Source organism: Kribbella sp. NPDC004138 (assembly GCF_053603655.1).
The window spans coordinates 202,111-228,834 of sequence record NZ_JBSGFZ010000013.1 but is presented as its reverse complement, the minus strand read 5'-3'; the positions used below and the strand labels follow the sequence as shown (position 1 = coordinate 228,834).

Genomic DNA, 26,724 nt, shown 5'->3' with positions numbered 1-26,724 from the left:
GTGCGGTCCGGAGCTGAGGAGTGCTCCGGACCGCACCTCGGGTTTCGTCCGGAGCTGAGGAGTGCTCCGGACCTTCCAAGCGCTGCCCCTGAACGTGAGGAGACTCCAGGGCGCAGCGGACCGGGTCTGAGGAGGACCCGGAAGCGATCAGGTGCTTCAGTCGAGCGGGTCGGCCGGGCCGAGCAGGTCGTTGGTCACCTTGAGACCGGCGAAACGGCGCCGCATCGCCTGTTCGTAGCGGGCTGCCAGCGGCGCCTCCGCGACGTACTGCGCGATCACGTGCTCGCCGAACCAGACCCGGACTCTGCGCCGGTGCTGCCTCGACGTCATTTCCGCGATGGTCACAACCTCTCACCCCGTAACTCTCAGCCCTTGCAACCAGTTGGACTTACTGGTTGTCATGGCAGTAATGGTGCACGAGCCCAACGTGACCGCTCTAGGACCTGGACCGGACCTTTGCCGGACCTCTTCCGGTCCTCTCGCGGACATCTGGGGGACAGCACCTTGTCGTGGGGCACAAGTCGAGACAACGTCTGACTGACGTGAACGGGAGGAACGATGGCGGGTAGGTACGCGCCAAAGACGGTCCTGGCGCAGCTGATCCAGCGCCGGAACCAGACCTACTCCGAGATCGTCGCCGAGTTCGTCGAGCTGGGTGGAACCATCACCGAGCGGCACCTGCGTCGCCTCGCATCGGGCGAGCGTGCGGGGACCACTCCGCAGACCCGGCGCACCCTGCAACGCATGTTCGGCAAGCCGGTCGAGGAACTCCTCGCGCCGTCTGCGCCGGAACAGGCCGCCCAGGTGGTGCCGGCACCTGCCGCGAGTGGACGGATCACGACAGGTAATGAGATGGAGGTTCTCGACATGGCTGCCAGCCGCGCGAGGGCGTTTGCCCTCGCGGCCCAGTCCGGTCTCGGAAGCGAGGCCATGGAACAGGTGTACGCCGACGTACGCCACGCCGCCCAGGCGTACCCGCAGCGTCCGCTGCCGGAGATCCTCGGCCAGCTGGTCGAGACGCAGGACCTGGTCTTCGGTCTGCTGGAGAGCCGGCAGCGTCCGGACCACCACCGTCAGCTGTACTTCCTGGCCGGCGTCACCGGCGGCCTGCTCGCTAAGGCGTCCCACGACCTCGGCAACCCGCACGCCGCGCTGACCCAGGCGCGGACCGCGTTCATGTGCGCCGACAACGCCGACCACCACGGCCTGCGCGCCTGGGTGCGCGGCCTGCAGTCCCTCGTCTCGTACTGGGCCGGCAACCCGCACGACTCGGTGCGGTATGCACAGCTTGGCGCCGGGTACGCCGAGCAGGCCAACAGCACCACCAGCGTCTGGCTGCCGGTCAGTGAGGCCCGCGCCTGGGCCGCGCTCGGCAACCCGGAGGCCACCCGGGCCGCGCTGGAGCGCGCCGAGGAGGCGTGGAACTCGGTCCACAACGACGACCTGGACGACATGGGCGGCCTGTGCACCTTCGGCCGCAACCGCCAGCTGTACTACGCCGCGGACGCGCTCGCCTGGCTGCCCGGTGAGGTCGAGCAGGCCGAGCGGTACTCGAGCCAGGCCGTCGATGCCTACACCGACCAGAACCACCCGGAGTGGGCCTTCGGCGACGCCGCCGGCAGCCACGCGGCGATGGCGATCACCCGGATCGCGAGCGGTGAACTGGACGGCGCGGCGGACGCGCTGGCCCCGGTGCTGACGCTGCCGACCGAGCGCCGGATCAACGGCGTCGTGCACTCGGCGCGCCGGGTCCACCAGGCGCTGCGGCAGTCCGGCCGCGCCGACGACGCGCGGGAGCTGCAGGAGGAGATCGAGACCTTCACCCGGACCCCGATGCAGACCTACCCCCGTTAGCCGGATGGATCCACTCACCGGCGAACGGACCGTACTGCGCGAATTCCGGACAACCGACCTGGACGACTACCTGGCCGTCGCCGGTGACGACCGGGTCACCACCTGGATGGCCTTCGACAGCTACGACCGGGCCAAGGCCGAGCAGAACCTGGCCGGCATCCTCCAGCGGTCTGCCCAGGAGGACCGTCCCGATTACATGCTCGCCGTGACCCGGCCGGACGACGATCGCGTGATCGGGTTCGCCCGGATCGCGCCGAGCGGAGCCTGGACGGCGAAGCTCGGCTACGCGATCGGCGCCGACCACTGGGGCCGCGGGTACGCCACGGACGCGGCCCGGGTGCTGTTGCGCTTCGCCTTCGGCCCGCTCGGCCGGCACCGTGTCACCGCCGCGATCGGCCCCGAGAACGAGGCCTCGATCGCGGTGGTCAAACGCCTCGGCTTCACCTACGAGGGCCACCTCCGCGACCACGTCTTCACCAACGGCGCCTGGCGCGACTCCCTGCTGTACTCGCTGCTCGAGCAGGAGCACACCGTCTGAGCAACACTGGGGGCATGGCTTCGACCACTGTTACCGGACCGCTGCGGGACAGTCTTGCCCGGATGATCCTGACCAAGGTTGCCGGGCCCGACCCGCAGACCGAGCGCATGCGGGTACACGGGACACCTGGGCCGCGCTGGTTCGCGCCGGACCGGCCGATCCGGCGGGTGCACGGGGACGCGTCGATGTTCGCCGGCGGGCTGCGGGCGCTGCTGCTGCAGTCGCTGCATCCACTGGCCATGGCCGCAGTCGCCGCGCATTCCGGGTACCGGGGTGACCCGTGGGGGCGTCTGCGGCGGACCAGCTACTTCCTGGCGATCACGACGTACGGCTCGATCCCGGACGCGGAGGAGGCGATCGCCCACGTCCAAGGCGTGCACGAGCGCGTCCGCGGGACCAGTCCGGACGGCGTGAAGTACCGGGCGTCGGACCCGCACCTGCTCAAGTGGGTGCATCTGGCCGAGGTGGACAGCTTCCTCGCCGCGCACCAGCGGTACGGCGCGCAGCCGCTGAACGCCGTGGAACAGGACCAGTACGTCGAGGACGCGGCGCTCGTGGCCGCCAAGCTCGGGGTCATCGACCCGCCGACCACGGTGGCGGAGCTGCGGCAACTGCTGGAGGAGTACCAGCCCGAACTGCGCGGTACGACCGAAGCGCGTCAGGCCGCCCGCTTCATGCTGGTGCATCCGCCGGTGCCGTTCGCCGCCCGGCCCGCGTACGGCGTACTGGCGGCTGCCGCGGTCGGTCTGCTGCCCTGGTGGACCAGGCTGCCGCTGCGTCTCCCGTACCTCCCGCTGGCCGAGCGAACCGTCGTCCGGGCGGCCGGCGACGGCCTCACCAGGACGATCCGGTGGGCGCTGACCTCTCCAACACTGGCAGAAACCGGCGCGGAGGCATGACGCGCCGGTAGGTTGTCCTCGTGCCGCTCCGTCCACATCGTCCACTCCCGATGGCCACTCCAGCGGGAGTCGAGGTACTGACCAAGATCCTGACCCAGGGGCCGATCCCGCGGGTGGAGATCGCGCGCCGGACCGGGCTGTCCCAGGCGGCCGTCACGAAGGCGGTCGCACCGCTGATGGAGAGCGGGTTCGTCACCGACCAGGCCGCCCCGGCGGACGGGGACGGCCAGCTCGGGATCGGGCGGCCGGTGAGCCCGCTGACCGTCGTACCGAGCAGCGTCTCGGTGATCGGCGTCAAGGTCACGCCGACCAGCCTGATCGGTGTCACCACCGACTTCACCGCCGGGATCCTGAACGTCCGGCACGACCCACTGGACGGCACCGATCCGGAGGCGGTGATCGACCAGCTCGCCGAGCACGTGAAGGCGCTGATCGCCGCGCTCAAGTCCGGGACGGCGGTCGCAGGGCCGCTCGCCGGCATCGGGATCGCGGTGTCGGGTGACGTCGACGCGGTGCACGGCGTGGTGCGGGACTCACCGCTGATGGGCTGGCGTGGCGTTCCGGTCGCGGAGCTGCTCGGCAAGCAGGTCCGGGTGCCGATCGTGGTGTCGAACGACGTCCGCGCGCTGACCGTGGCCGAGCACTGGTTCGGGGTCGGCGTGAACGCGGACTCGTTCGCGGTGGTGACGATCGGCTCCGGCATCGGCTGCGGGCTCTACATCAACGGCGAGGTGGTGTCCGGCGCGTACGGCGTGTCCGGCGAGCTGGGGCACCTGCCGCTCGCCCCGGGCGACCTGGTGTGCACCTGCGGCCGGCGGGGGTGTGTGGAGACCGTGGCGTCGTCGGACGCGATCCTGGCCCGGACGCGGGAGACGACCGGGCGGGCCGACCTGGATCTGGCCGGCGCGATCAAGCTGGCGCACGAGGGCGACAAGCACGCGCGCGAGGCGTTCGACCGGGCCGGCGAGGTGATCGGTTCGGCGCTGGCCGCGATGGTGAACCTGGTCGGTCCGGAGCTGGTGATGATCGCCGGCGAGGGCGTCGCCGACTACGACCTGTACGAGGAGCGGATGCGGCGCGCCTTCGCGGAGCACGCGTTCGGCGCCGCCGGGGACTGCCGCCTGATGCTCCGCTCGCACACCTTCGACGACTGGGCGCGGGGAGCGGCGGCCACCGTGATCCGCTCGTACGTACGAGGCGAACCGCCGCTCCAGCGCTGAGCTAACTGCGGGCCGCGGCCAGGATCTTGCGCCAGACCTTCTTGTAGGACTCCAGGCCGTCGGTCGCCAGCGGGCCGGTGGGTCCGGCGGTGATCGAGACGCGCTCCGGGATGGTGCCCCAGACCGGGATGTTCTCCTGCGCGTACTGCTGCATGGCCTCCTGGTACGAGCGCGTGTAGGTCCGCGCCGAGCAGATCACCAGGCCGGCCGGGACGCCGTCCGGTACGAGCTCCAGGACGGCCTTGACGCGTGGCGTCTCGACGCCGCCGACGCGGGTCGGGATGATCACGATGCGGGCCCGTTCGAGGGCCTTGTTGAGCAGCCGCTCGTGGGACGGCGGCATGTCCACGATGCCGATGCCCTCCGGCGGGACCTTGTCCAGTGCCTTGTTCAGCAGGCGCTCGGTCGGCGCCTCCGCGATCTCGATGCGGTTCAGTTGGCCGTCCTCGGACTCCGCGATCCAGTCTGCGGCGCTGCCCTGCGGATCGGCGTCGATCAGAGTGGATGTGCGACGGTTGGAAGATGCCAGCGCGGCCAAGTACACCGACGTGGTTGTCTTACCGACCCCGCCCTTCAGTGCAGCTGTCACGATGATCATGAGAGAGAACTTACCCGGTTTTGTCCGAAATCCGGCGTGTCGTCGGCGTTGCTCCGGCACATCGTGATAGTTGCCCGTGGCCCGTGTGTACAAGCTCAAGCAGACTTCAGCGTGAATCCTTTGGCCGGCCCGGTGCCTCTTACTCCCGATATCGCACTCTGACGAAGGAGCACCTCATGATCTGGATCATCGTCGCCGCGGCCGTCACGGTCGCGCTGCTCGGCACCTGCAGCGTCGTCGTCCTGCGCCGGCGGGCCCGTGGCTGACCTCGACGAGCACCTGATCCGCGCCGCCCAGCACGGCGACGTCGACGCGCTCACCACGCTCGTCGCCGACTCGCACCCGACCGTACGGCGGTTCGCGCGGACGTTGTGCGCCACGCCGGAGGACGCCGAGGACGCGGCACAGGAGGCGTTGATCATCCTGTACCGCAAGATCGGCATGCTTCGCGCCACGAGTGCGCTCACGTCGTGGATGTTCCGGATCATCCGCAACGAGTGCCTGCGCCGGGCCCGCACCGTCTTGCGCGACCAGCCGCTGGTTCCGGACACCGCGCCGTCCGCGGAGGAGGAGGCGCTGCGCCAACTGGAGGCGCAGGCAGTTGCCGCGGCCATCGCGCAACTGCCTGCCGATCAGCGCAGCGTCCTGATCCTCCGCGACGTCCAGGGCTACAGCGGCCCGATGGTCGCGAAGGCCTTGGGCCTCACCGTTCCCGCCATGAAATCCCGCCTGCACCGCGCCCGGAGTACCGTGCGCGAATCTCTCGGAGCCCTGTCATGACTTTCGCCAGCGCCTCTCTGCCCCGCCATCTGCTCCGCGGCCTGATCGGCTTCGGCAGCCTGATCGCCGCCTTCGCCTTGCTGCCCTCCGTCGGCCCACTCAGCCTCCTGTTGCTCCCCGTCACGCTGCTGGCCTTCCGCGGCTGTCCGACGTGCTGGGTCATCGGCCTGATCGAAACCGTCTCGCGCGGCAGGCTGCAACGCGACTGCGTCGACGGCCAGTGCAAGCTGACGTCCGTGGGCTAGGGCCTAGGGCTTGCGGACCAGCTCGACCAGCGCGCTCAGGCCGTCGGCGCCGTATCCGGCCGCATCGGCGCGGGCGAACAGCTCGGCCACGGCGCCCGGCACGGTCACGTCGAGGCCGGCCTCGGTGAACGCGTGGACGGCGTGCTCGGCGCCGACGGCCTGCATGTGGAGATTGTTCTCGGCGCCAGGGTGTTCGCCGGATTCCAGTTCCGCAGTGAGGATGCGGAGGAAGCCCATCGGCCCGTCCGCGGTCAGGTCGGTCAGCATCGCCGCGGCGTACGGACGGAGTCGTTCGGCGCTGCCGACCAGGCTCGCCGAGTAGAAGTAGCTGATCAACGTAGTCCAGAAGATGTTCAGCATCGCTTGGTAGTACAGCATCGCCAGTCCGGGATCGCTGCCCATGTGGTCGACGCGGCCCAGTGCCTCCAGCGTCTCGCGGTGCGCCGCCGCCACGTCGGCAGGACCCGCGTAGAAGGCGTACGCGCCCGGCTTGCCGATCCCCGGCGGCGGCACCATGATGCCGCCGGCGACCAGCGTCGCTCCGCGTTCCTCGGCCCACTCGCCCGCCGCACGCAATCGCGCCGGACTGTCCGAGCTCAGGTTGACCAGCACCCGCCCGCTCAGATCCGCGTCCGCCAGGGAATCGAACATCGCCTGGTAGTCGACCTGGCTGATCACCACCAGCCGGCTCGCGGCCACCGCCTCGGCCGCGCTCGTCGCCTCGACCGCACCGAGCCCTGCCGCCTTGCCGGGGGTCCGGTTCCAGACGGTGGTCGGATGCCCGGCGTCGAGGAAGGTCCGGGCCATCGTGGAGCCCATCGCGCCGAGCCCGATCACTGTCACTGCTTCTCGTGAACTCATGCACCCGATGCTCGGAGAACGCGCTACGGGTTTACTACGGGTATGTACTTCGGGGTGCTCGGTCCGCTGCTGGTGCGGACGGACGCCGGCGAACCGGTCGCCGTACCCGACCGGAAGGTCCGGACCCTGCTCCTCGACCTGCTGGCGAACCAGGGCCGGCCGGTGAGCGCCGACCGGCTGATCGACGACCTGTGGGGCGCCCGACCGCCGCGCAACGCGACAGGCACCCTGCAGGCCCGCGTGTCCCAGCTGCGGACCGCACTCGACCGCGCCGAGCCCGGTGCCCGCAGCCTCGTCCAACACAGCCCGGCCGGCTACGCGCTGACCACGGACGTTGTCGACAGCAACATCTTCGAGCAGCAGGTGCGCGCCGGGCAGATAGGACAGGCGCTCCAGCTGTGGCGCGGTCAGCCGTACGCCGACGTGCCTGACCACGAGTTCGCCCGGCCGGCTCGTGAGCGTCTGGAGGACCTGTACCTGACCGCGGTCGAGCACAGTGACGACGTACTGCGCCACACGACCGCACTGATCCAGCAGCGCCCGCTCGACGAACGGCTGCACGCCATCCACCTCAAGGCGCTCTACCGGGCGGGTCGGCAGCACGAGGCGCTCGACAGGTACGCCGAGTTGCGCACTGCACTGGCCGAGGAGCTCGGCGCCGACCCCGGCCCCGAGCTGACCGAGCTGCACCAGGCGATCCTGCGCCACGACCGGTCCCTCCGCCGGCGCGCCACGCTCCCCGCGCCGCTCAACGACCTGATCGGACGGGAGCAGGCGCTGGCTGACGCACGACAGCTCCTCGACACGAACCGTCTGGTGACGCTGGTCGGCCCCGGTGGCGTCGGAAAGACCCGCCTGGCGCTCGAGCTCGGTTCGCCCGGCGCCTGCCTGGTAGAACTCGCCCCGCTGCGACAAGACGACGTACTGGACGCGCTGGCCGCAGCACTGGAGCTGCGTGACGAGTCGACCGACCTGCTCCCGCGGCTGCTCGATTCGCTCAGCAACAGGCAGCTGCTGCTGATCCTCGACAACTGCGAGCACCTGAACCTGGCAGACCTGGTACGGCGTTTGCTCGCCGCAGCGCCCGGTCTGCGCGTACTCGCGACCAGCCGTGAGCCGCTCGGGCTGACCGGTGAACGCGTGCTCGACGTACCGCCGCTGACTACCGAAGCAGCGGCCCAGCTGTTCAAGGCCCGCGCGGGTGTCACCGGCGACGTGACAGCGATCTGTGAACGCCTCGACGGCATCCCGCTCGCCCTGGAGCTCGCTGCAACCCGGGTTCGCGCGCTCGGGGTGCAAGGACTCGCGGATCGCTTGGACGACCGCTTCCGGCTGCTGTCCGGCGGCAAGGGCGGACCGGAGCGACAGCGGACGCTGCGGGCAACGCTCGACTGGAGCTGGGACCTGCTGGACGACCAGGAGCGACGGATGCTCCGGCGACTCGCGGTCCAGGCGGGCACGTTCTCGCTGGAAGCGGCTGTCGAGGTCAGCGAGCTGCCCGAGCACCTCCTGCTGGCTCTGGTCGACAAGTCTCTTGTCGTGGCCGGCGGCGGTAGATACCGCCTGCTCGAGTCGATCGCGGCGTACAGCCTGGAGCGGCTGGCCGATGCCGGTGAGGAGGCCGCCACCCGCCGGAAGCACGCGGACTACTACCTGGCGCTCGCGCGGCGGGCCGAGCTGCGCGGCACCGGTCAGCGCGAGTGGCTGCAGCGGCTCGACCAGGAGGCGGCGAACTTCCGAGCTGTCCCACCGTCGCTGGAGCTGGCCACTGCGCTCGCCTGGTACTGGTACCTGCGGGGTCGTCACGGTGAAGCACGTCGATCACTCGCGGCCGCGCTCGCGGCGCCAGGCCAGGACCCGGCGCTGCGCGCGCAGGCCACGGTCTGGCTCGTCGGGATGACGGCGACCGATGCCGAAGGCACCGATGTCGCGCGTGCCGGCGAGGAAGCGCTGCGAGCCGTCGGCGACGACCCGTACGCGCTCTGGTTCCTGACCATGACCCGGTGGGCGTACGGCGACGCGGACGTGCTGTTCAGCTGGATCGACCGGGCGATCGAGACCTTCACCGACCGCGGCGACCGCTGGGGGCTCGCCGCGGCGCTGAGCACGCGGGCGCAGCTCAACATCGTGCACGCGGATCTGGCCGCGATGCGCCGGGACAGTCTGCGCAGCCTCGAACTGTTCGACGCGCTCGACGACGACTGGGGCCGGCTGCAGGCGACGTACACGCTGATCGTGGCCGCCGAGATCAGCGGCGACTATCCGACCGCCACGGCGTACCTGGAGGACGCGATCCGGCACGCGGAGTCCCTCGGGCTGTGGACCGAGGTCTCGTTCCGCACCGCCGGGCTGGGCCGGATCGCGCTGCTGACCGGCGACTACGCGCGGGCCGACGAACTGCACGAGCAGGCGCGGCGGCTGGCGGTCGAGCATTCGAACAAGTCGGCCGAGGAGTACGCCGAAGTCGGCCTCGGCCTGACCGCCCGGCGCCAGGGACGCCTCGACGACGCCGAGCGGCACTTCAGCAAATGGCTCGCCTGGCTGACGCAGGTCGGCGGCACCCCCGGGATGGCCTTCATCAGCAACCAACTCGGCTTCGTCGCCGAACAACGCGGCGACTACACGACGGCCCGCGCACTCCACGAACGCGGCCTCGAACTGGCCCGCGAGATCGGCGACCACCGCGCAGTCGCCCTCGCCCTCGAAGGCCTAGCGGGCGCGACCGAGGACCCCGGCCGCGCCCTGACCCTCCTCGCCGAAGCAGCAGCCCTCCGTCAACAGACCGGCGTCCCCCTGCCACCAGCCGAACGCTTCGACGTGGACCGGATCGAAGCCAGACTCAACCTGGCCTAGCAGATCTGTGGTCAACGAAAAGATGAAGAAGAAAGAGATTTAGAACGGTGGCCGGCTTCGGCGGTCAGCCGTATGTTGCCTGCGCGACCGGAGCCCGCCCGCATCATCAGCACCCTCATCCCGCTGACCGGCGCGACTGTTGCACTACTCGGCCCCTACCTCCGACAACTTGCACGAGCGGAAACCTCGGAGTAGCCAGAAGCGGCCGAGCCGGGACCGCTGCTCGTACGGCGCTCCACAACCACCCGACCCCGGGGCAGCCCTGTTCCGCCCTCGCGGCCGACCGTTCAGTGTCCGCCACGATCGGCGGAGGACAGACGCCGTCGACGACACACGGGGGCGCGGATGGCTGGTGGGGGCGCCGGGCGCGGGCTGCTGGGAAGGATTCCGGCCTCTCCTGACGCGGACAGCAGCCTGCGTGTACGGGTGCTGCGTTGACCTTGCCTGCACCGTTGCCGCTGCCAACGCCAGCAACCGACCGGCCCGGCGCAGCAGAGCCGCCTCCTGCCCGCATGCCTGCGGGCAGGAGGTTGCTGTGTCGTCCGGCCTCAAGCGGTCGCTGCGAAGGCGGCCGCTTCCCGGAGGGCAGCCTCGTCGGCCCGCCATCGGGAACGGTCGGCGACGGTCGGCGTCGCGACGTCTTCGGGTGCCCACAGGGCGGCCTCGGCGGGCACCGACTCGCTCGATCCGGTCCGGTGCCTCGGTGGGTGGGCGTCCCGTGGTGCCGTTTGTCGGCCTGCGGTGAAGGTAGGTGATGGCTCGGCCCAGCTCGGGCGGGCGACGTGAACGATGCCGTTGGTGATGCGGATATGCCAGTGGCCTTTGTGGAGGTCGACGTGGTGACGACGGCAGAGCAACGCCAGGTTCGAGACTTTGGTGTCGCCGCCGTCGATCCAGGAGATCAGGTGGTGGGCGTCGCACATGACCGGCGGGGCTCCACACACCACGCAGCCGCGGTCGCGGGCGTCCAGGGCGCGACGCATCGCCCCGGTGACCAGCCGCACGCGGCGCCCGACATCCAGCGGTTCGGAGTTCGAGCCGAGCACCAGCGGGATGATGTTCGCGTCACAGGCCAGCCGCCGGATCGTGGCCGCCGACAGCCCGCCGCTGTAGACGGTGCGCCCGATCGCGTCCGCGGTCGCGGCCTTCAAGTCGTCCAGGTCGATCGTGACGGTGATGTTCGCCTTCGCGCCGTACCCGGCCACCCGACCACCCGTGCCCACGGCACCCGCCGTGCCCGCGGCGCCGGCTGTGTGCTCTGTAGCGGCGGTGCTCGCGGCGTTCTCGGTGCCCGTGGCGGGGCCGGTGGTGGGGCCGGTGGTGGGGCCGGTGGTGGGGCCGGGGCCGGTGGTGTCCCATGCAGCGGCGGCGACGCCCAGAGCGCCGGACAAGGCGTCGGCCTGGCGCTTGTCACGCGGCCGCGGGTCGTGCTCGCCGTCGACGGTCTTGTGCGGGCGAGCACCGGCATGCACGACCGCGCGCAACAGCTCGGCGTTCTCATTGGCCAAGAACCCCTTGAACTTCACGCCGTTGTCCGCAGCCGACAACGTCAGGGACTCCCGTTCATACGCCTTCAGCTCCTCGGGTTCGGGGCCGTCGGAGTCGAGCAGGTCGGCGATCTCCTTGGCGGCGGTGCGCAGTTCGCCGGGCGACAGGTGACCGGCCAGCCCGACCAGCTGTTCCGCGGCCGCGTCCAGGTGCTCCACCGGGACCCGCGACCGGACCCGGTCGAGACCGAACACGATCGCGGCCGCCTGCGCCGGCCGCAGCAACCAGCCATTGCCAGTACCGTCCCCGGATCCGCTGTCGTCTGGTACGCCGTCCCCGGATCCGGCGTCTGCGGATCCGCTGTCGGGTATGTCGGCGGTCGTGGCGGAGGCGGGCGAGGCCGTGCGCTCGAGGGCGGCGGAGACGGCTGGGTAGTGGGTGGCGGTCTGGGCGAGGCGGAGGGTGCGGCGGGCGGCCGGTGGGTCCAGGCGGTAGCGGAAACGCAGCAGCTCGGCGGTGTCGCGGGCGCCGAGCTCCTGCGCGTACCCGGTGGACTCAATCGCGGCGATCACGCTCAGCCGGTAGGACTCCAGGCGGGCGAGCTCGGCTTCCAGCGTGTCGAGAGTGGACAGCAGTTCGCCGCCACTCATCGACCACACCGGCCGCTCTCCCAGGAGTTCCATACCACCGACCCTAGACGGCGCCACCGACAGTTCTCGACCCGGAATCCCCTTATTTTGTGGGCTATTCGTGGGCTGCCTGTGGGCCCACACCAGCAAACACCCAGCAAACATCCCAGCCAACCCAGCGCTGTCCATCACCCGGTCGCGAAGCCCTCAACGAATCCGCAGCTGCGCAGATCTACCGCGCGATCATGCCGCTGCTCGACCAGGGTGCTGTGCCTCACGAACCCGAGCTGACCGGCGTGTTCGCCAACCGCGATGTACTGCTGGAGGAACCTTGGCGCCGACGGGGAACTGTGCGAACAGCCGCATCACCAGCCGCCTCTGGTTCTGCCGACTCGGTTGGTGGTGCTGATGGGGGCGGGCATCTTCTGGCATGCCGAGTGTCACCGCACCGCCAAACCAAGCCAGGCAGTTACTTGCCGAGCCAGGCGTTGACCTTGGACTCGTTGGCCTTCACCCACTTCTCGGCGGCCTGGTCGGGGGTGAGTTTGTCGACCGCGATCATTCGGGCGACGGCGTTCTGGTCCTCGTTGGTCCACTGGAAGTTCTTGACCAGGTCGTAGGCCGGGCTGCCGGAGTCGGCGAACTTCTTCGAGACGATCTTGTCCAGGTCGTACGGCGGGTAGTCGCAGGCCACCTTCGCGGGCACCGCGTCGCAGCCGGCCGTGTACGCGGGCAGGTTGACCTTCACCAGCTTGACCTCGTTGAAGAACCACTGCGGCTCGTAGAAGTACGCGAGCAGCGGCCGCTTGTTCTTCTCCGCGTCCCGGAACGCCTGGATCAGCGCGGTCTCGCTGCCGCTCTGCACGACCTTGTAATTCAGCGACAGGTTCTTCACCAGCGCCTCGTCGTTGGTGACGTACGACGGGTCGCCGTCGAGCAACTGCCCCTTGCCGCCGGACTCCGACGTCTTGAACAGGGCGGCGTACTTGTTCAGGTTCTTCCAGTCGGTGATGTCCGGGTACTTCTCGGCCATCCACGGCGGCACGTACCAGCCGATCACGCCCTTGACGCCGGTGGAGCCCGCCTCGACCGCGACCTTGTCGGTCTCGATGTACTTCTTCTTCAGGTCCTCGTGGCCCCAGTTCTCCAGGTTCACGTCGACCTCACCGGTCGAGAAGCCCTGCCAGGCGATCTCTTCCTTGAGGTTCTTCTTCTCCACCTTGCAGCCGAGGTCCTTGGTCGCGACGTACGCCACCACCGCCGCGTTCGCCTCGTACCCGACCCACGGGCTGACGGTCAGGTTGAACGAGCCGCACTCCTTGCCGGCGCTCGGCTGCGGCTGCGCGCCGACCTTCTCCCCGCCGCACCCCGCGACCGCGAGCGCGACCGCCGTCAGCACACCGGCGTACCGGAGCTTCTTCACCGCTTGTCTCCTCTACCTTGGAAATCCTGGGTACGGCGTGCCGCGGCCTGCGTGACGCGGTCGAGCATGACGCCCAGCAGGACGATCGCCAGCCCGGCGGCCAGCCCCTTGCCGTACAACTCGCTCTGCGCGAAGCCGGCGGCCACGTCGTACCCGAGCGCGCCCGCGCCGACCAGCCCGCCGACGACCACCATCGACAGCACGTAGATCAGGCCCTGGTTGACGGCGAGCGTGATCGCCCGCCGGGCCACCGGCAGTTGCACCTTGCTGATCACCTGCCAGGCGCTGGACCCGACCGAGTTGGCTGCTTCGACGGTCGCGCCCGGCACCGCCTTGATGCCGTCGGCAACGATCTTCGTGGTGACCGGTACGGCGAACACCACCGCCGCCGCGATCGCGGTGAACCGGCTGGTCCCGAACAACGCCAGGAACGGCACCAGATACACGAACGGCGGCATGGTCTGCCCCGCGTCCAGCACCGGCCGGATCCAGCCGTCCACCCGCCGGTTCCGCCCGGCCCACACGCCGAGCGCGAGCCCGACCGCGACCACCACGACGGTCGCGAGCAGGGTCGACGCCAGGGTGACCATGCTGTCGTGCCACACCCCGGTGGCGACCAGCAGCGCGCAGCACACCGCCGCCGGGGCCGCGCCGCGCCAGCCTCCGAGGACGGCCCCCAGCGCCACGAGGACCGCACTGACGAGCCACCACGGCGATCCGGTCAGCAAACCTTCGAGCGGGTTGAGGAGCCCCACGGTCACCACGTCCCGGACGCCGTACGTGAACCCGCCGAAGACGTCCTGGACCCACGCGGTCACGTCCGACGCCACCACCGCGATCCGCGAGCCGATGTTCACGTCCGAGGGGAACTCGGCCGCCCACACGTAGGTCCGGGAGAACCAGACCGCGACCAGCACACCGACTGCGCCGGCGCCGAGCAGCACCTTTCGGCGCACGCTCGCCGTACGCCACGGCCGGTCGCCCGCCGCGGTCGTCACCCGGTCGAGCACGATCGCGAGCACCACGATCGCCAGCCCCGCGTTGAACGCGACGCCGACGTCGAGGGTCTGCAGTGCCTTCAGCACGGTCTGGCCGAGGCCCGGCGCGTCGATCAGCGCGGCCACGGTCACCATCGAGAGCGCGGCCATAATGGTCTGGTTGATGCCGACGACAACGGTCGACCGCGACATCGGCAGCAGCACCTTCAGCAGCGTCTGCCCACGCGTCGAGCCGAGCGAGCGCGCCGCCTCGACGCTCTCCGGCGGCACCGAGCGGATCGCGTGCGCGGTCAGCCGGACCGCAGGCGGAGCGGCGTAGATCAGCGTGGCGATCGTCGCCGCGGCCGGCCCGATCGCGAAGAACAAGGTCAGCGGCGCGAGGTACACGAACGTCGGCAAGGTCTGCATCAGGTCGAGCACCAGCGTCGCGACCCGGAACGCACGGTTCGACAGGCCCGCCCAGATCCCGAGCGGGATAGCGACTAGCAGCGACAGCAGCACCGCCGCGATCGTCAGCGCGAGCGTGTCCATGCTCTCCTGCCACAGCCCCTGCAGCCCGACGAAGACGAGCCCCGCCGCGGTCAGTACGGCGACCTTCCAGGTGCCGAACGCCCACGCGCAGTACGCGGCGATGGCGACCACGCCGAGCCACCCGATCACCGGCACCGGACGGTCGAACGACGGCTGCGAGATGACGTTCTGCAGCAGCACGACGAACTGGTCGACGACGAACCGGATCGCGTCGAAGAACGCGTTGCCCTGGCCGACGTCGTCGCGGTGATCGTTCAGCCACCGGTGCAGCGCGGTCGTGTCCTGGCCGCCGAGGACGAGCGTGTCGATGCCGCGCAGGACGAAGTACGCCGCGACCCAGACGACGAGCAGGACGCCGACGACCACGCTGCGCCGAGGCCGCCGGACCTCGACCTCGACGTCGCTCGTGATGGCAGCCATCAGTGGTCCGCGACGACGGCGAGGATCTCCTCGTCGCCGATCACCCCGAGCAACGTCCCGCCGTCGACGACCTTCACCGGGCGGTCGGACTCGAGCACGAGCCGGGTCGCCTCGCGGACCAGGACGTCGGGCGCGAGCTCCGGGCCGTCGAGCGGCTCGTCCGGGCGCGGATCGCGGACGATCCAGCGCAGCGTCAGGACGTCGGCCCGCGGTACGTCGCGGACGAACTCGCGCACGTAGTCGTCGGCCGGCGCGCCGACCAGCTCGTCGCCGGTGCCGAGCTGGACCGCGGCGCCGTCGCGCATCAGCAGGATCCGGTCACCCAGCTTGAGCGCTTCGGACAGATCGTGGGTGATGAACACCATCGTCTTGCCGACCTCGCGGTGCAGCCGGACCACCTCGGTCTGCATCTCGCGCCGGATCAGCGGGTCGAGCGCGGAGAACGGCTCGTCGAAGAGCAGCACGTCGGGATCGTTCGCGAGCGCGCGGGCCAGCCCGACGCGCTGCTGCATGCCGCCGGACAGCTGCTCCGGGTACAGGTGCTCGTTGCCCGCCAGGCCGACCAGGTCGATGACCTCCTGGGCGCGGCGCCGCCGGTCCGGCTTGCTCTCGCCGCGGATCTCCAGGCCGTACGAGACGTTGTCGATCACCTTGCGGTGCGGCAGCAGGCCGAAGTGCTGGAACACCATCGAGAACTTGCTCCGCCGCAGTGCGCGCAGCCGCTTCTCGTCGGCCGCGCGCAGGTCCTCGCCCTCGAAGGTGAGCCGCCCGGCCGTCGGCTCGATCAGCCGGGTCAGGCAGCGCACCAGTGTGGACTTGCCCGAGCCGGACAGCCCCATCACGACGAACACCTCGCCGGGCGCCACGTCGAAGCTCAGGTCGCGGACAGCCGCCGTACACCCGGTCTTCGCGTACAGCTCCGGGCGATCGAGGGCGGCGAGGTCCGGACGGTGCGGGATCCGCTGCGCCTTCGGGCCGAAGACTTTCCACAGGCCCTGCACGGACAGCAGCGCCTCGGAATCCTGAATGTCGGGGTACTCGAGCTGAGCGGTCACAGGTAAACCCTCGCATCCCCGCCGGCAGACACAACGTGAACCGGGACTCTACCCAACCGCCGGGCCCCCAACTCCTGTCAGGGCTGGTACGGCGGCGCCTCGCCCCAGCCCCAGTGCGGCACCGGAGCCTTGGGCGGCGGGGTCGCGCCCGGTTGCGAGTTGGCCAGGGCGATGCGGGTGCCCCACTCGACGTACGCGACGAAGGCCGAGCGGAACTCCGGGTCGTCCGGGAGGCCGGCCGGGTCGGCGCTGCGGGCGATCAGGGCGGCCCAGCGCGACCGCTGCTCCTCGGTCAGCTTGAGGCCGAGGTGGTGCGACAGCATCGCCGGGTAGCCGCCGAGCTCGTCGGTGTAGCGGCTGTGGCCGCGGAACACCTCCCCGAGCCAGATCGCCACGTGCTCGCGGTGGTTCTCGCTCATGTGCGCGAAGACCGGCGCCAGGATCGGGTCCTCGAGCACCTGGTCGTAGAACACCTCGGTCAGCCGGCGGAGCGCCTCGTGGCCGCCGGCCCATTCGTACAGCGTCGGAGTAGTCACGTAATCATGTAATCACGAGAACAGGGCAGCGGACACCGCCGCGAGCTCGTCCTCGATCCGGGTGTCGCCGTCCTCGGTGAACCACAGAATGTTCTGCAGGATCCGCCCCGCAGTCCAGCCGAGGGCCCGGTCCCGGTCGATGCCGGTCACCCCGAGCATGAGGTCGAACCGGTTGCGGATCGCTTGCGAGACGTCGCCGGTCGCGACCAGATCGTCCCACCGGTTCCACAACACCGGCATCAGCTCGAACGCCGGATCGCCGGCCAGCGGCTTCGGGTCGATCACCAGCCACGGTCGCCGCTCCGCGGCCATCACGTTGCCGTAGTGCAGGTCCCAGTGCAGCAACCGGTCACCCGGCTCCGGCAGCAACTCGGCCATCCGGTCGGCGAGGCGCCGCGCCAGTGCCTGTTCGGCCGGGTCCGCGAGCATCGGAAGTATCCGTGGCGCGTCCTCGATCATCCCGGCCGCGATGTCCGACAGCTGACGGATCCCGGGTGGCGCGGGGACGACCATCAGACGGGTCAGGAGCTCCGCGAGGATGCGCGTCGCCTCGACGTCATCGGGAAGGTCGTTCAGCGTCCGAGGTTGGAGGCGCTCGAGCAGCAGGGTCGACGTGTCGGGGTCGTCCTCGTACACCTCGACGACGTCGTCGTGGTTCCAGGCGCGCAGGGCGAGCGCCTCGCTCTCGGACTCCTCGTCGACGCGCTGTAGCTTGAGCATCGCCGCGGCGCCGTCGCGCCGTACGACGGGGACGATCAGCGACGCCTCGCCGCTCAACGGGTCGCCGGAGACGGTCAGCTGCCACTCGTCGACGTACCGCTGGACCGCCCCGGGCAGCCCGTCCAGCCAGTCGGCGGCCTTCGCGCTGTGGTTCCGGACGAGTTTCGCGGGGATCTCGATCACCCTCGGCAGAGTAGGTGCTGCGGCAGACATGTGCTTGGGTTTTCCCGTGGAGAGCAGGCATCGGCGGGCGCAGCGGTTGGTGGCAGTGGCGTACCTGGGCATTCCCGTGGTGCTGCTGGTGGTCGTCGCGGCGATCGCGGCGACGGGTCCGGCGGCCGCGTGGATCGGGTGCGTCGTGCCGGTCGCGATGCTGGTGCTCGGGTTCGTGCTGCGCCGGCGGCACCGATACACGCCGCGCTGGTGGCTGGGCGTCGCCGGGCTGTTCGGCGGGCTGGCCGGGCTGACGGTGACGCTCTTCCCGTTGGCCGTCGGGGTGTGGTGGCCGGCGATCCTCGCCCTGCCAGGGCTGATCGTGGGCATCGTCGGCGGGCTGGCGCTCGCGCGCGCCGCCGACCGCGCCCTGCTCGTCCCGTTCGACCCCGAGCTCGCCGGTACGCCGTACGAGCTGGTCTTCCGGCTGCGGGGCATCCCGCTCGCCGCGGTGCTGGTCGGCGCGGACTCGGTCACCGTGCAGTCGCATCCGGTGCCGCGGTCCGAGCAGCAGTTCCGCACCTACCCGCTGAGCGCGATCACCGCCACGCACGAGTTCTCGCTGTCGGGCGCGGAGCGGCTCCGGTTCCCGATCGCGATCACGCACGCCGTCGCGAGCGAGGGACCGGCCGTGATCCTGCAGGTGAACGGCGAGGACTGGGTGCTCCCGACGAACCAGGCCGGCTCGCTGATCGACGTCCTCGCCGAGCGCCGCGGAGCCTGATCCGGACCCTGCCGTTCCGTAGGATGAAGTGGATCCAAGCGGAGGAGAGAGGGGCTGGGTCGTGGCCGAGCAGCTGGACGTCGAGGACCGCTGGCCCGAGCTGTTCGCTCCGCTCGACGAGGAGCAGCGGCGCGCCGTCCTGCAGTCGCTCGCGAACGCCTGGCACGAAGGCTGGGAGCCGAACCGCGAGGACATCGAGAACCTCGCCGACCGGGCCCGCGGCGCCATCGACCAGGACGAGTACCTGCGTCGCGCCCACGCCGCCGCCCGCCGGCGCGCGACGAATCAGGGCTGACGCGGGTGGCAATTGACCCGTACGTCTACCCACCGCCCCACCAGGAGACGCTGCGGAACAAGTTCGGCGAGCTCGACAAGGACACCCTGAAGGGCCTGGAGTACGCGGCGGCGGCCGAACGTCAGCGGCAGCTGGAGTCCGGCGAGGCCGACATCCCGCGGACGTACGACGGCCGGCACGTGGAGGCGATCCACGCGCACCTGTTCCAGGACGTGTACGACTGGGCCGGTCAGCGCCGGACGGTCGAGCTGGCCAAGAGCGGCCCGGGCGGCTTCGCGCCGATCGGCCAGATCGACCGCTACCTGGCCGACGCCGCGAAGTTGATCGAGTCCGCCGACTGGGCGTCGATGGACCTGGACGAGTTCGCGGCGAAGGCCGCCGAGGTGCACGCGTACGTGAACCAGGCCCATCCGCAGCGCGAGGGCAACGGGCGGGCGGCGAAGGTCTTCATGCAGCACGTGTCCGAGCTGTCGCCGTACCAGCTCGACTTCACCAAGGTCCCGCCGGCGGTGTGGAACCAGCGCTCGATGCTGACCGATCCGGACCTCGGCAAGTACGAGCCGGTGCCCGACATGATGGTGCCGGTCTTCAAGGCGATCGCCGAGCCACGGCCCGGCGGACCGAGCGCGACGCTGCTCCCCGCGGACCTGAAGGAGGCCCGCCGCGTCGCCGGCCTCGATCCGAACGAGGCATCGGCCCGGACCACGAAACAGCAGGACGCCGGCAAGGCCGGCCGCCAGAGCGCGTCCCGTGGCCGCCCGGGCCAGACGGTCGAGCGCGACTGAGCTCTAGGAGGAACGTTCCTGGCGGGCGGTCTCGGCCTTCTCCGCCTGCCAGCCGTCCTCGTTCTTGCCGAGGCGCCAGTAGCCGGACAGGGAGACCTGGTCGCGGGAGAGTCCGCGGACCTGGAACAGGTTCTTGCGGATGCGGAACACGAACCCGGCCTCGCCGTGCACGAACACGTGCGGCGTTCCGTCGCCGAAGTCGAACGCCTCCACCGCCGCGACCAGACCGTCGCCGCGCTCGGCGCCGGCGGTCCCGCGATGGAACCAGCGCACGTCGACGTCGCCGGAGCCGCCGAACTTCTGCTCCTCCGCGCCGTCCGCCACCTCGACGAGAACGGTCGCGCGGGCTCCCGGCGGCAACTGCTCGACCGCGGAACCGATCGCCGGCAGGGCGCTCTCGTCACCCACCAGCAGGTGCCAGTCGGCCGCCGTGTCCGGCGTATAGGCGCCGCCGGGGCCGTTGAACCACAGCACGTCGCCCGGCTGCGCCGACGCCGCCCACGGACCGGCCACCCCTTCGTCGCCGTGGTGCACGAAGTCGATCGCGAGCTCACGCGTCGCCTCGTCCCAGCTCCGGACCGTGTAGGTCCGCATCGTCGGCCACTGCTCGGCCGGGTACGTCTCCCGCACCACGCCCATGTCCAGCGGCTCGGGGTACTCGACGCCGTCCTTGCAGAACAGCAGCTTCACGTAGTGATCGGTGTACCCGTTGTCGGCGAAGTCGTCGGACGAGAACACGACCCGGATCATGTGCGGCGTGATCCGCTCGGTCCGGAGGACGACGGCGCGCTTGCAGACGCGGTTACGGCGGGGTGCGGGAGTGGTCACGCGACGACGATCCTCTCGGGCGGGCAGGTTAGGGCAACCTAACTAACCTTAACCCACCCGCCCAAGAGCCGCTCAGGTTCCGCGGATGTAGAAGACCTTGCTGACGCCGGCCAGGTAGTTGTAGCACTTCGGGAAGTACACGCGGTACGGGATCAGTCCCTTGTACGCCGGTTGCGCGCTCAGGGTGAAGCGGCCGCTCTGACGGATCGCGCCGGTGCCGACGGTTCGCCACTGCGAGGCGCCGTACAGCCGCTGCAGCTGGACCTTGCACGCGGACGGTGCACCCATCACCGACCCATTGACCGGGACGATCGTGCCGACCGGTGCGCTGGTCTTCGACGGGGCCGCGGACACGATGCCCGGCCGGACGACGACGAGCCCGAGCCCGCCGACCGACGCGGGGTTGCCGGGGAGCAGCAGGCAGTTGACCCAGTTGGCGGAATCGGCCGAGTAGGACTTCGTGACCAAGCCGTTGGTGCCGGTGAGGTTCGTGTAGCCCGGGCCGAAGTACTCGGCGCAGATGTTGTCGGTCCCGAGGACCACCCGGACTCGGCTGCCGTACGGCTTGCCGGTCTGCGCGTCGGTGACCGCCCACGTGATCTTGAAGCCGGAGCCGAACGGCACCACCTTCGGGGACACCGAGGCGGTGATCTTCGGCTGGTGCGTCCCGGTGATCGCGAGCGACGGCCCGGAGTACGGCGTCGGGTCGGTCATGCTCCCGCTACCCGGGAAGAACGGGCCGGTCAGCACGCCGGTGACCTTGAACGTTCCGTTCGCGGTCGACGGCACCTGCAGCGGGCCGCTCCAGGTCCCGTTGGCCAGCCGCGGCAGGTTGGTGGAGAACAGCGTCCGCTGCTGGCCGGTGCCGCCGGTCCGTTCGAGGATCACGTTCACCGAAGTCTTCGCGTCAGCGTCGTACGTGCCCTTGACCGTCACCGTGACCGGTGCGGTGTTGAGGCCGCTGACGGCGACGCTGGTCTTGTTCAGCGTCACCGAGGTGATGTGCAGGTCAGGATCGGGCTCGGCCTGCGCGACCGACGGCGCGGTGGCCAACCCCAGCCCCAGCATCGGTACGGCAAGCAGGGCGGACAGTGCTCGCTTCATGGGTCACGTCCCTCGGATGTAGAAGGTCTTGCTGAGCCCCGCGACGATGCTGCCGCAGGTCGGGAAGTAGACGCGGTACGGAATCAGACCCTTGTACGCCGGTTGCGCGTTGACCGTGAAGCGCCCGGACTGCCGGACCGACGCGGTGCCGACCGACCGCCACTGCGAGGCGCCGTACAGCCGCTGCAGTTGCACGGAGCAACCACCGACGCGGTACACCGAACCGTTGACCGGGACGATGGTTCCGACCGGGGCGCTGGTCTTCGAGGGCACTGCCGACACGATCGCCGGGTGCGCCACGAACAGCCATTGGCCGACGATGTAGTACGGGTCGGCGTAGATGTGCGCACAGTTCAGCGCGCCGCCGTCGGAGGCGGTGTACGACTTGGTGATCAGGCCGTTCGTCCCGGTCTTGAACATCGGGCTGCCGCCCTCGGCGCACGGCGTGTCGACGCCGAGGCCGATCGGGATCTGCGAGCCGTACGGCTTGCCGGTCGCGGTGTTGGTGACCGCCCAGGTGATCGAGTACGGCTTGTCCCACGGCACCACCTTCGGATTCACCGATGCGGTGATCTTCGGCAGGTTCGTGCCCTTCACGGTGATCGTCTGGCCGGAGTACGGCGTCGGGTCGACCGGGGTCCCGGAGCCCGGGGAGCCGTACGGGCCGGTCATCACGCCGGTCACCTTGAAGGTGCCGTTGGCGGTCGACGCCACGTTCAGCCGGCCGGTCCAGGTGCCGTTCTCGATCGTGCCGGCGGTGCGCTTGAGGTCCGCGGACACGATGCTGTCCCGCGGGCCGGTGCCGCCGGTGCGCTTGAGCAGGACGTTCAGCACCAAACCGTTGTCGCCCGGCTCACCGGAGTGGTAGCCGCCCTTCACGGTCACGTTGATCGGGTAGGTGTTCAGGCCGGACACCGCGACCGTCGTACGGTCGAGGGTGACCTGAGAGATGGTCAGGTAGGGATCGGGTGAGGCCTGGGCGGCCGGCGCACCACCGAGCATGACTCCCGCAAGCGGTGCTGCCAGCAGCGCCGCGAGTACTCGTCTGATTCGCATGCAACTGAGGGTGACAGCGGTACAGGGTCGTTCCAACCTTTTCGGTCCAGGACTGCGCGATCGGGCCGGAGTGTGTAGACCGGTTGCCGCGCGCCCGGGGTTCAACTTCCGGGGGCCGACTGTTAACCGCTCGGTCACGCGTCGCCCGCGTCGGCGACGGCTACGGTCCGCAGGCTGGTGCAATGAGCCAGGTCTTCGGTACGGTCCGGCACCCGGCGTACTCCGTCACGCGGACCGACCGGCTCGGCAACCCGATCTCGCTGGGTGACGTGCTGCCGGAGAGCAAGGCGATCCTGTTCACCGGTCCGCCCGGGATGGGCAAGAGCTCGGAGCTGGACCGCGCGGAGGACCTGGCGGCCCGCCAGGGCTGGACCGCGATCCGGCTGACAGCCTCCGCGAACGTCCCGCTCGAGCACCAGCTGACCGGCGCGGTCCGGACCAACCTCGACGCGCTGCGGACCCGGTTCCGGCGCGGAGCGGTTCGCAAGCTGAGCCGGACGGTCAGCGACCTCACCCGCAGCGGCCGCAAGACCCGGGTCGGCATCGAGTACCGGCTCGGCGGCGGTCCGATGCCGGTCGAGCTGATCGGCAAGAGCGAGAAGGACACCACGGCGTACGACGATCTCGGCACCACGCTGAACGACTTCGCCGACGAGCTGGGCAAGCTCACCGAGATCGACGGCAAGCCGATCCTGCTGCTGGTGGACAACATCGACCAGGCGTCGGAGCACGACCGGGCCGGCCTGAACGAGTTGGCGATCCACATCGAGGAGCTGAACCGTCCCGTCTGGCTGGTCGCGGCCGGCGGCTCGATGTCGACCAGCGCGCTGATGAACGCGTCCCGCCGGATGTCCGGGATCGCCACCACGATCACCAACCAGTTCGACATCCGCGAGCTCGGGCCGCTGACCGACGCGCAGCTCCGGCCGGCACTCACCGAGCCGTTGGACCGGGCCGGGATCGCCTACGATCACGCCGCGGTCGACGACCTCCTGGCTGCGGCCAACGGCGACCCCGGCCGGCTGCGACGGCTCGGGCAGGCCGCGGTCGCGTACCGGGACCCGGAGCGCGGGATCACGGTCGGGTCGGCCGCCACCGCGACCGCCCAGGTCAGGGCCGACACCGCGGTGATGTACCAGAGCGTGTGGGACCAGAAGGGCACCACGCACGCGCAGAAGGACCTGCTCGCGCGCGTCGCCGCCCAGAGCCCGGCCGGGCTGTCCATGCCGGCCGAGACCGGCGCCGCCGGCCCCGGGAACTGGCAGGAGATCGACCGGGCTCGCCAGGAACTGGTGGCCCGCGGGCTGCTGCGCGAACACGACGGCGGGGTCGTGACGATCCCCGACCGCGGATTCCGCGACTGGCTGAACGACCATCTGGGCCAGACGCCGGCGGACTCCGCCGCGCAGCCGATCGAGCCCGGCCGCCAGGAGGCCGCGCTCGCACCGGCCCATCCGCTCGGCGACCGCGCCCTGGTCAACCAGGTGTTCGGCAATGCCCGGGAGCTCGTTCACCAGGTCGACCGCACCGACGAGCAGGGCCGACCGGTCTCGCTCGACCAGCGGACCCCGCGCGGCACCTCGGTGCTGTTCACCGGCCCGCCGGGAATGGGCACCAGCCAGGAGCTGTCCAGGACGAAGGCGTTCGCCGACGAGCAGGGCTGGATCTCGATCCGGCTGGACGCGTCCCGCCGCGAGTCGCTGGAGGCCCGCGTCATCCGCGCCGTTCAGGGCCAGCTGCGGAACTTCGAGGGCAAGTACCCGGCCGGTGAGGTGAAGGAGCTCAAGCAGCTCCTGAACAAGATGGCCATCCGGACCCGGAACTCGATGCACACCGCGCAGGTCGGGCTCGGGATCGCGCCGGGGCCGAAGATCCGCGTCGGGACCGCGTGGGAGGGCGTCAAGAAGGACTCCGTCGGTACGACGCTGAACGATGTCGCCGAGCACCTCGCGAAGATGGCGCACCCCAAGCGACAGCCGATTCTGCTGATGGTCGACAACCTGGACGCCGCGTCGAAGACCGACCTGGTCGCGCTGACCGAGCTGTCGGCGCACCTGCACCGGTCCCGCAAGCCGTTGTTCCTGATCGCGGCGGGCGGCGAGGAAGCCACCAGCCGGTTGCTCGAGGCATCGGGCGGGCATGCCGGCGTGGAGACGCAGGACGCCGCGCGGTTCGACGTACGGCGGCTCACGCCGCTCAGCGCCGAGGAACTGCGGCCCGCGCTCACCCGGCCGCTGGAGCAGGCCGGGATCCGGTTCGAGCCGGAGGCGGTGGACCACCTGGTCGACGCCGCCAACGGCAACCCGAGCCGGCTGCGGACGCTGACCAGCGCCGCCCTCGAGCTCGCCGGACCCGAGCGAGGCATCACGACCGAGGTCGCCACGACCGCGACGAGCCGGCTCAACGCCCAGTCGCGGGCGCTGTACGACGCGGCTTGGTACAACTGCGCACCGACGGAGAAGGAGCTGCTCGCGAAGACCGCGGCGCACGGCTCTCGCGGGATGCCGATCCCGTCCCGCTCCGAGGCCGCCGGGCCGGCCCGCTGGGACCTCGACAGCGCCGCGCAGAAACTCGTCTCGCGCGGCCTGCTGACCCGTACCGGTCACCAGATCCGCGTCGCCGACCCGGGCTTCCAGGACTGGGTCCAGACCCGCCTCGGCGTCAGCGCCGCCCAGGCCGGAGTCGCGCTGCCGTCCGCGGCCCGCGCACAGCTCGCCTCGGCGGACACACTCAGGCCCGCCCTCGGTGCTGGCGGGCCCAAGCGCGAAGACCTGCAGGCCAAGCGTTAGCTCACGGCCAGATCGAGGCGACCCACTCCGGGTGGTCGATGAACGGGTTCCGGTTGTGCTGGAACTGGCTGTAGATGACCTCGTTGCGGTTCTTCTCGAACGCGTCCGGCGGGTCGGCCGCGGCCCAGGCCTTCAGCACCGACAGCTTGCCGATGTACGGCGCGGTGCCGTTGCCGACCGAGTTGTTCAGCTCGAGGTTCGCGAACCCGTCGTCGCCCTCGTACCGCACGGCCATGTAGAAGATCATCCGGGCGACGTCGCCGCGCACGGCGGCTCGCGGCGCGAACGAGTCCGAGTCCGCCGTACAGCCGGAGCACTGCGCGACCGACGTCCCGCCGTTGTCGAAGTCGAGGTTGCCGCGCGCCGAGTTCACCGTGACGTCCTCGGGACGCAGGTGGTGGATGTCGGTGCCCGGGCCGGTCGCGGTGCCGAAGTCGCCGTGCGACTTGGCCCAGACGTGCTCGCGGTTCCAGTCGTCGGCGTCACCGCCGTTGAGGCTCTTGCTGATCGAGCGGCCGGAGTAGATCTCGATGACGTTGCTGCTGTTGTTCGGGTCCTGGTCGGTGACCTTCAGCGCGTCCCAGACCTGGTCGTAGGTGAGCTTGGTCTGGCTCGAGATGATCGTGTGCAGCGCGGACTTCAGCGCAGCGCCCGTCTTGCCCTCGGCGCCGGCGTAGTAGTCGCCGGGATCACCGGGATCCGACGAGCCGCCACCGCCGGTGAAGGCGGTCGCGTTCTTCAGGCCGGGATGCGAGAAGTACGCCGTGAGCGAGCCGGTGACGGTGATCTGTTGGCCGAGCAGGCTCGGGTTGCTCTGCAGCCCGTACGACGCGCGGAACTCGGCCGGGATCTGCACGTAGAGCATCGCCGACGTACTGGTCTGGGACGCCGAGTCGGCGAGCGCCAGTGCGTAGTCGTTCGGGAAGTTGCTGCGGACAACCGTGGTGGTTGCCGTCGGCTGGCCGACGACGTACCCGGTGACCGAGGCAACTGATCCGTCCTGCCGGCTGATCGCCGTACTGACGGAGATTGCGGTGGCGGCGTTCGACGGTGTGATGCCGAAGCCGAGCAGTGCCAGTACGGCGGTGACGAGCAACGCCGGACGGAAGAATCGGGACACGGCTACTCCCAGGGGCGGTTGGGGACCGGACGCAGATCAGTCTGCCCCGGATGCCGGGCCACCTAACAAACAGCAGGTGAAGAGTTGAACCGGTGGGGCGGTGAACGAGTGAGTGCCGTTCACCACCCCACCTGGGTGTACGGGCCCCCATCAGGCCGTGAC

Annotated in this window: 24 protein-coding genes; 11 read left to right on the top strand and 13 right to left on the bottom strand. The window is 70.3% G+C overall.

Translation table 11 applies throughout. The features are described from left to right. Positions 1–156: 156 nt before the first annotated feature. On the bottom strand, positions 157–330 hold the full coding sequence (locus ACWEOO_RS20450; RefSeq protein ID WP_355475507.1) for a hypothetical protein: 174 nt from the start codon (positions 328–330) through the stop codon (positions 157–159). A gap of 228 nt (positions 331–558) precedes the next feature. Here ACWEOO_RS20450 and ACWEOO_RS20445 point away from each other — a divergent pair, with 228 nt between their 5' ends. From ACWEOO_RS20445 to ACWEOO_RS20430, 4 genes are read left to right on the top strand one after another with little or no spacing between them, the layout of a single operon-like run. Further along, a complete protein-coding gene (locus ACWEOO_RS20445) occupies positions 559–1,854 on the top strand; it encodes an XRE family transcriptional regulator (RefSeq protein ID WP_359934748.1) in 1,296 nt (431 codons plus the stop codon). Positions 1,855–1,858: 4 nt separating this feature from the next. After that, a complete protein-coding gene (locus ACWEOO_RS20440; protein WP_359934749.1) occupies positions 1,859–2,392 on the top strand; it encodes a GNAT family N-acetyltransferase in 534 nt (177 codons plus the stop codon). A gap of 14 nt (positions 2,393–2,406) precedes the next feature. After that, positions 2,407–3,291, top strand: a complete 885-nt coding sequence (locus ACWEOO_RS20435; protein ID WP_452144315.1) for an oxygenase MpaB family protein — start codon at positions 2,407–2,409, stop codon at positions 3,289–3,291. 50 nt (positions 3,292–3,341) lie between these two features. Further along, positions 3,342–4,511, top strand: coding sequence for an ROK family transcriptional regulator (locus ACWEOO_RS20430; RefSeq protein WP_452144314.1), 1,170 nt, complete (start codon positions 3,342–3,344; stop codon positions 4,509–4,511). A gap of 1 nt (position 4,512) precedes the next feature. Here the strand turns inward: ACWEOO_RS20430 and ACWEOO_RS20425 are convergent, their stop codons facing one another. After that, positions 4,513–5,109 carry a ParA family protein gene (locus ACWEOO_RS20425; protein WP_363706827.1) on the bottom strand — a complete coding sequence of 199 codons (597 nt, stop codon included), beginning with the start codon at positions 5,107–5,109 and terminating at the stop codon, positions 4,513–4,515. Positions 5,110–5,367: 258 nt separating this feature from the next. On the opposite strand from ACWEOO_RS20425, the gene ACWEOO_RS20420 reads away from it, so the two are divergent. Beyond that, positions 5,368–5,889: an RNA polymerase sigma factor gene (locus ACWEOO_RS20420; RefSeq protein WP_359934757.1), complete on the top strand. Its 522-nt coding sequence runs from the start codon at positions 5,368–5,370 to the stop codon at positions 5,887–5,889. Continuing rightward, positions 5,886–6,134: a hypothetical protein gene (locus ACWEOO_RS20415; RefSeq protein ID WP_452144313.1), complete on the top strand. Its 249-nt coding sequence runs from the start codon at positions 5,886–5,888 to the stop codon at positions 6,132–6,134. The genes ACWEOO_RS20420 and ACWEOO_RS20415 overlap by 4 nt, the downstream gene beginning before the upstream one ends. A 3-nt stretch (positions 6,135–6,137) precedes the next feature. On the opposite strand, the gene ACWEOO_RS20410 is transcribed toward ACWEOO_RS20415, so the two are convergent. Next, positions 6,138–6,995 carry an NAD(P)-dependent oxidoreductase gene (locus ACWEOO_RS20410; protein WP_452144312.1) on the bottom strand — a complete coding sequence of 286 codons (858 nt, stop codon included), beginning with the start codon at positions 6,993–6,995 and terminating at the stop codon, positions 6,138–6,140. Between the two features lie 42 nt (positions 6,996–7,037). Here ACWEOO_RS20410 and ACWEOO_RS20405 point away from each other — a divergent pair, with 42 nt between their 5' ends. After that, positions 7,038–9,848, top strand: a complete 2,811-nt coding sequence (locus tag ACWEOO_RS20405) for an AfsR/SARP family transcriptional regulator (protein ID WP_452144311.1) — start codon at positions 7,038–7,040, stop codon at positions 9,846–9,848. 548 nt (positions 9,849–10,396) lie between these two features. Here the strand turns inward: ACWEOO_RS20405 and ACWEOO_RS20400 are convergent. The 6 genes from ACWEOO_RS20400 to ACWEOO_RS20375 all read right to left on the bottom strand — a co-directional run bounded on the left by ACWEOO_RS20400 (position 10,397) and on the right by ACWEOO_RS20375 (position 17,861). After that, the gene (locus ACWEOO_RS20400) at positions 10,397–12,019 is read right to left on the bottom strand and encodes a DUF222 domain-containing protein (protein ID WP_452144310.1); all 1,623 of its coding nucleotides are present in this window, start codon (positions 12,017–12,019) and stop codon (positions 10,397–10,399) included. Positions 12,020–12,434: 415 nt separating this feature from the next. Beyond that, positions 12,435–13,388 (bottom strand): ABC transporter substrate-binding protein, encoded by a 954-nt coding sequence (locus tag ACWEOO_RS20395; protein WP_359934767.1) that lies wholly within the window; start codon positions 13,386–13,388, stop codon positions 12,435–12,437. Further along, on the bottom strand, positions 13,385–15,337 hold the full coding sequence (locus ACWEOO_RS20390; RefSeq protein WP_452144309.1) for an ABC transporter permease subunit: 1,953 nt from the start codon (positions 15,335–15,337) through the stop codon (positions 13,385–13,387). The genes ACWEOO_RS20395 and ACWEOO_RS20390 overlap by 4 nt, the downstream gene beginning before the upstream one ends. Further along, positions 15,337–16,392, bottom strand: coding sequence for a quaternary amine ABC transporter ATP-binding protein (locus ACWEOO_RS20385; RefSeq protein WP_359934771.1), 1,056 nt, complete (start codon positions 16,390–16,392; stop codon positions 15,337–15,339). Before ACWEOO_RS20385 ends, ACWEOO_RS20390 begins: the two co-directional genes overlap by 1 nt. Before the next feature lie 77 nt (positions 16,393–16,469). Continuing rightward, complete coding sequence (locus ACWEOO_RS20380; protein ID WP_452144308.1) at positions 16,470–16,928, bottom strand: group II truncated hemoglobin; 459 nt, start codon at positions 16,926–16,928, stop codon at positions 16,470–16,472. 12 nt (positions 16,929–16,940) lie between these two features. After that, complete coding sequence (locus ACWEOO_RS20375; RefSeq protein ID WP_452144307.1) at positions 16,941–17,861, bottom strand: aminoglycoside phosphotransferase family protein; 921 nt, start codon at positions 17,859–17,861, stop codon at positions 16,941–16,943. A 16-nt stretch (positions 17,862–17,877) separates the two neighbouring features. Here ACWEOO_RS20375 and ACWEOO_RS20370 point away from each other — a divergent pair, with 16 nt between their 5' ends. The 3 genes from ACWEOO_RS20370 (at position 17,878) to ACWEOO_RS20360 (ending at position 19,665) form a co-directional block, all read left to right on the top strand. Continuing rightward, complete coding sequence (locus tag ACWEOO_RS20370; protein ID WP_452144306.1) at positions 17,878–18,585, top strand: hypothetical protein; 708 nt, start codon at positions 17,878–17,880, stop codon at positions 18,583–18,585. 61 nt (positions 18,586–18,646) lie between these two features. Then, a complete protein-coding gene (locus tag ACWEOO_RS20365; protein WP_452144305.1) occupies positions 18,647–18,880 on the top strand; it encodes an antitoxin VbhA family protein in 234 nt (77 codons plus the stop codon). Between the two features lie 5 nt (positions 18,881–18,885). Further along, positions 18,886–19,665, top strand: coding sequence for a Fic/DOC family protein (locus tag ACWEOO_RS20360; RefSeq protein WP_452144304.1), 780 nt, complete (start codon positions 18,886–18,888; stop codon positions 19,663–19,665). A gap of 3 nt (positions 19,666–19,668) precedes the next feature. On the opposite strand, the gene ACWEOO_RS20355 is transcribed toward ACWEOO_RS20360, so the two are convergent. From ACWEOO_RS20355 to ACWEOO_RS20345, 3 genes are all read right to left on the bottom strand, one after another. After that, complete coding sequence (locus tag ACWEOO_RS20355; RefSeq protein WP_452144303.1) at positions 19,669–20,493, bottom strand: siderophore-interacting protein; 825 nt, start codon at positions 20,491–20,493, stop codon at positions 19,669–19,671. A 72-nt stretch (positions 20,494–20,565) separates the two neighbouring features. After that, complete coding sequence (locus ACWEOO_RS20350; protein ID WP_452144302.1) at positions 20,566–21,597, bottom strand: hypothetical protein; 1,032 nt, start codon at positions 21,595–21,597, stop codon at positions 20,566–20,568. Positions 21,598–21,600: 3 nt separating this feature from the next. Further along, positions 21,601–22,653: a hypothetical protein gene (locus ACWEOO_RS20345; protein WP_452144301.1), complete on the bottom strand. Its 1,053-nt coding sequence runs from the start codon at positions 22,651–22,653 to the stop codon at positions 21,601–21,603. Between the two features lie 182 nt (positions 22,654–22,835). Between ACWEOO_RS20345 and ACWEOO_RS20340 the strand changes: the two genes are divergently transcribed. Further along, complete coding sequence (locus ACWEOO_RS20340; RefSeq protein ID WP_452144300.1) at positions 22,836–25,442, top strand: nSTAND1 domain-containing NTPase; 2,607 nt, start codon at positions 22,836–22,838, stop codon at positions 25,440–25,442. 1 nt (position 25,443) lies between these two features. On the opposite strand, the gene ACWEOO_RS20335 is transcribed toward ACWEOO_RS20340, so the two are convergent. After that, complete coding sequence (locus tag ACWEOO_RS20335) at positions 25,444–26,562, bottom strand: endonuclease (protein WP_452144299.1); 1,119 nt, start codon at positions 26,560–26,562, stop codon at positions 25,444–25,446. Positions 26,563–26,724 lie beyond the last annotated feature (162 nt).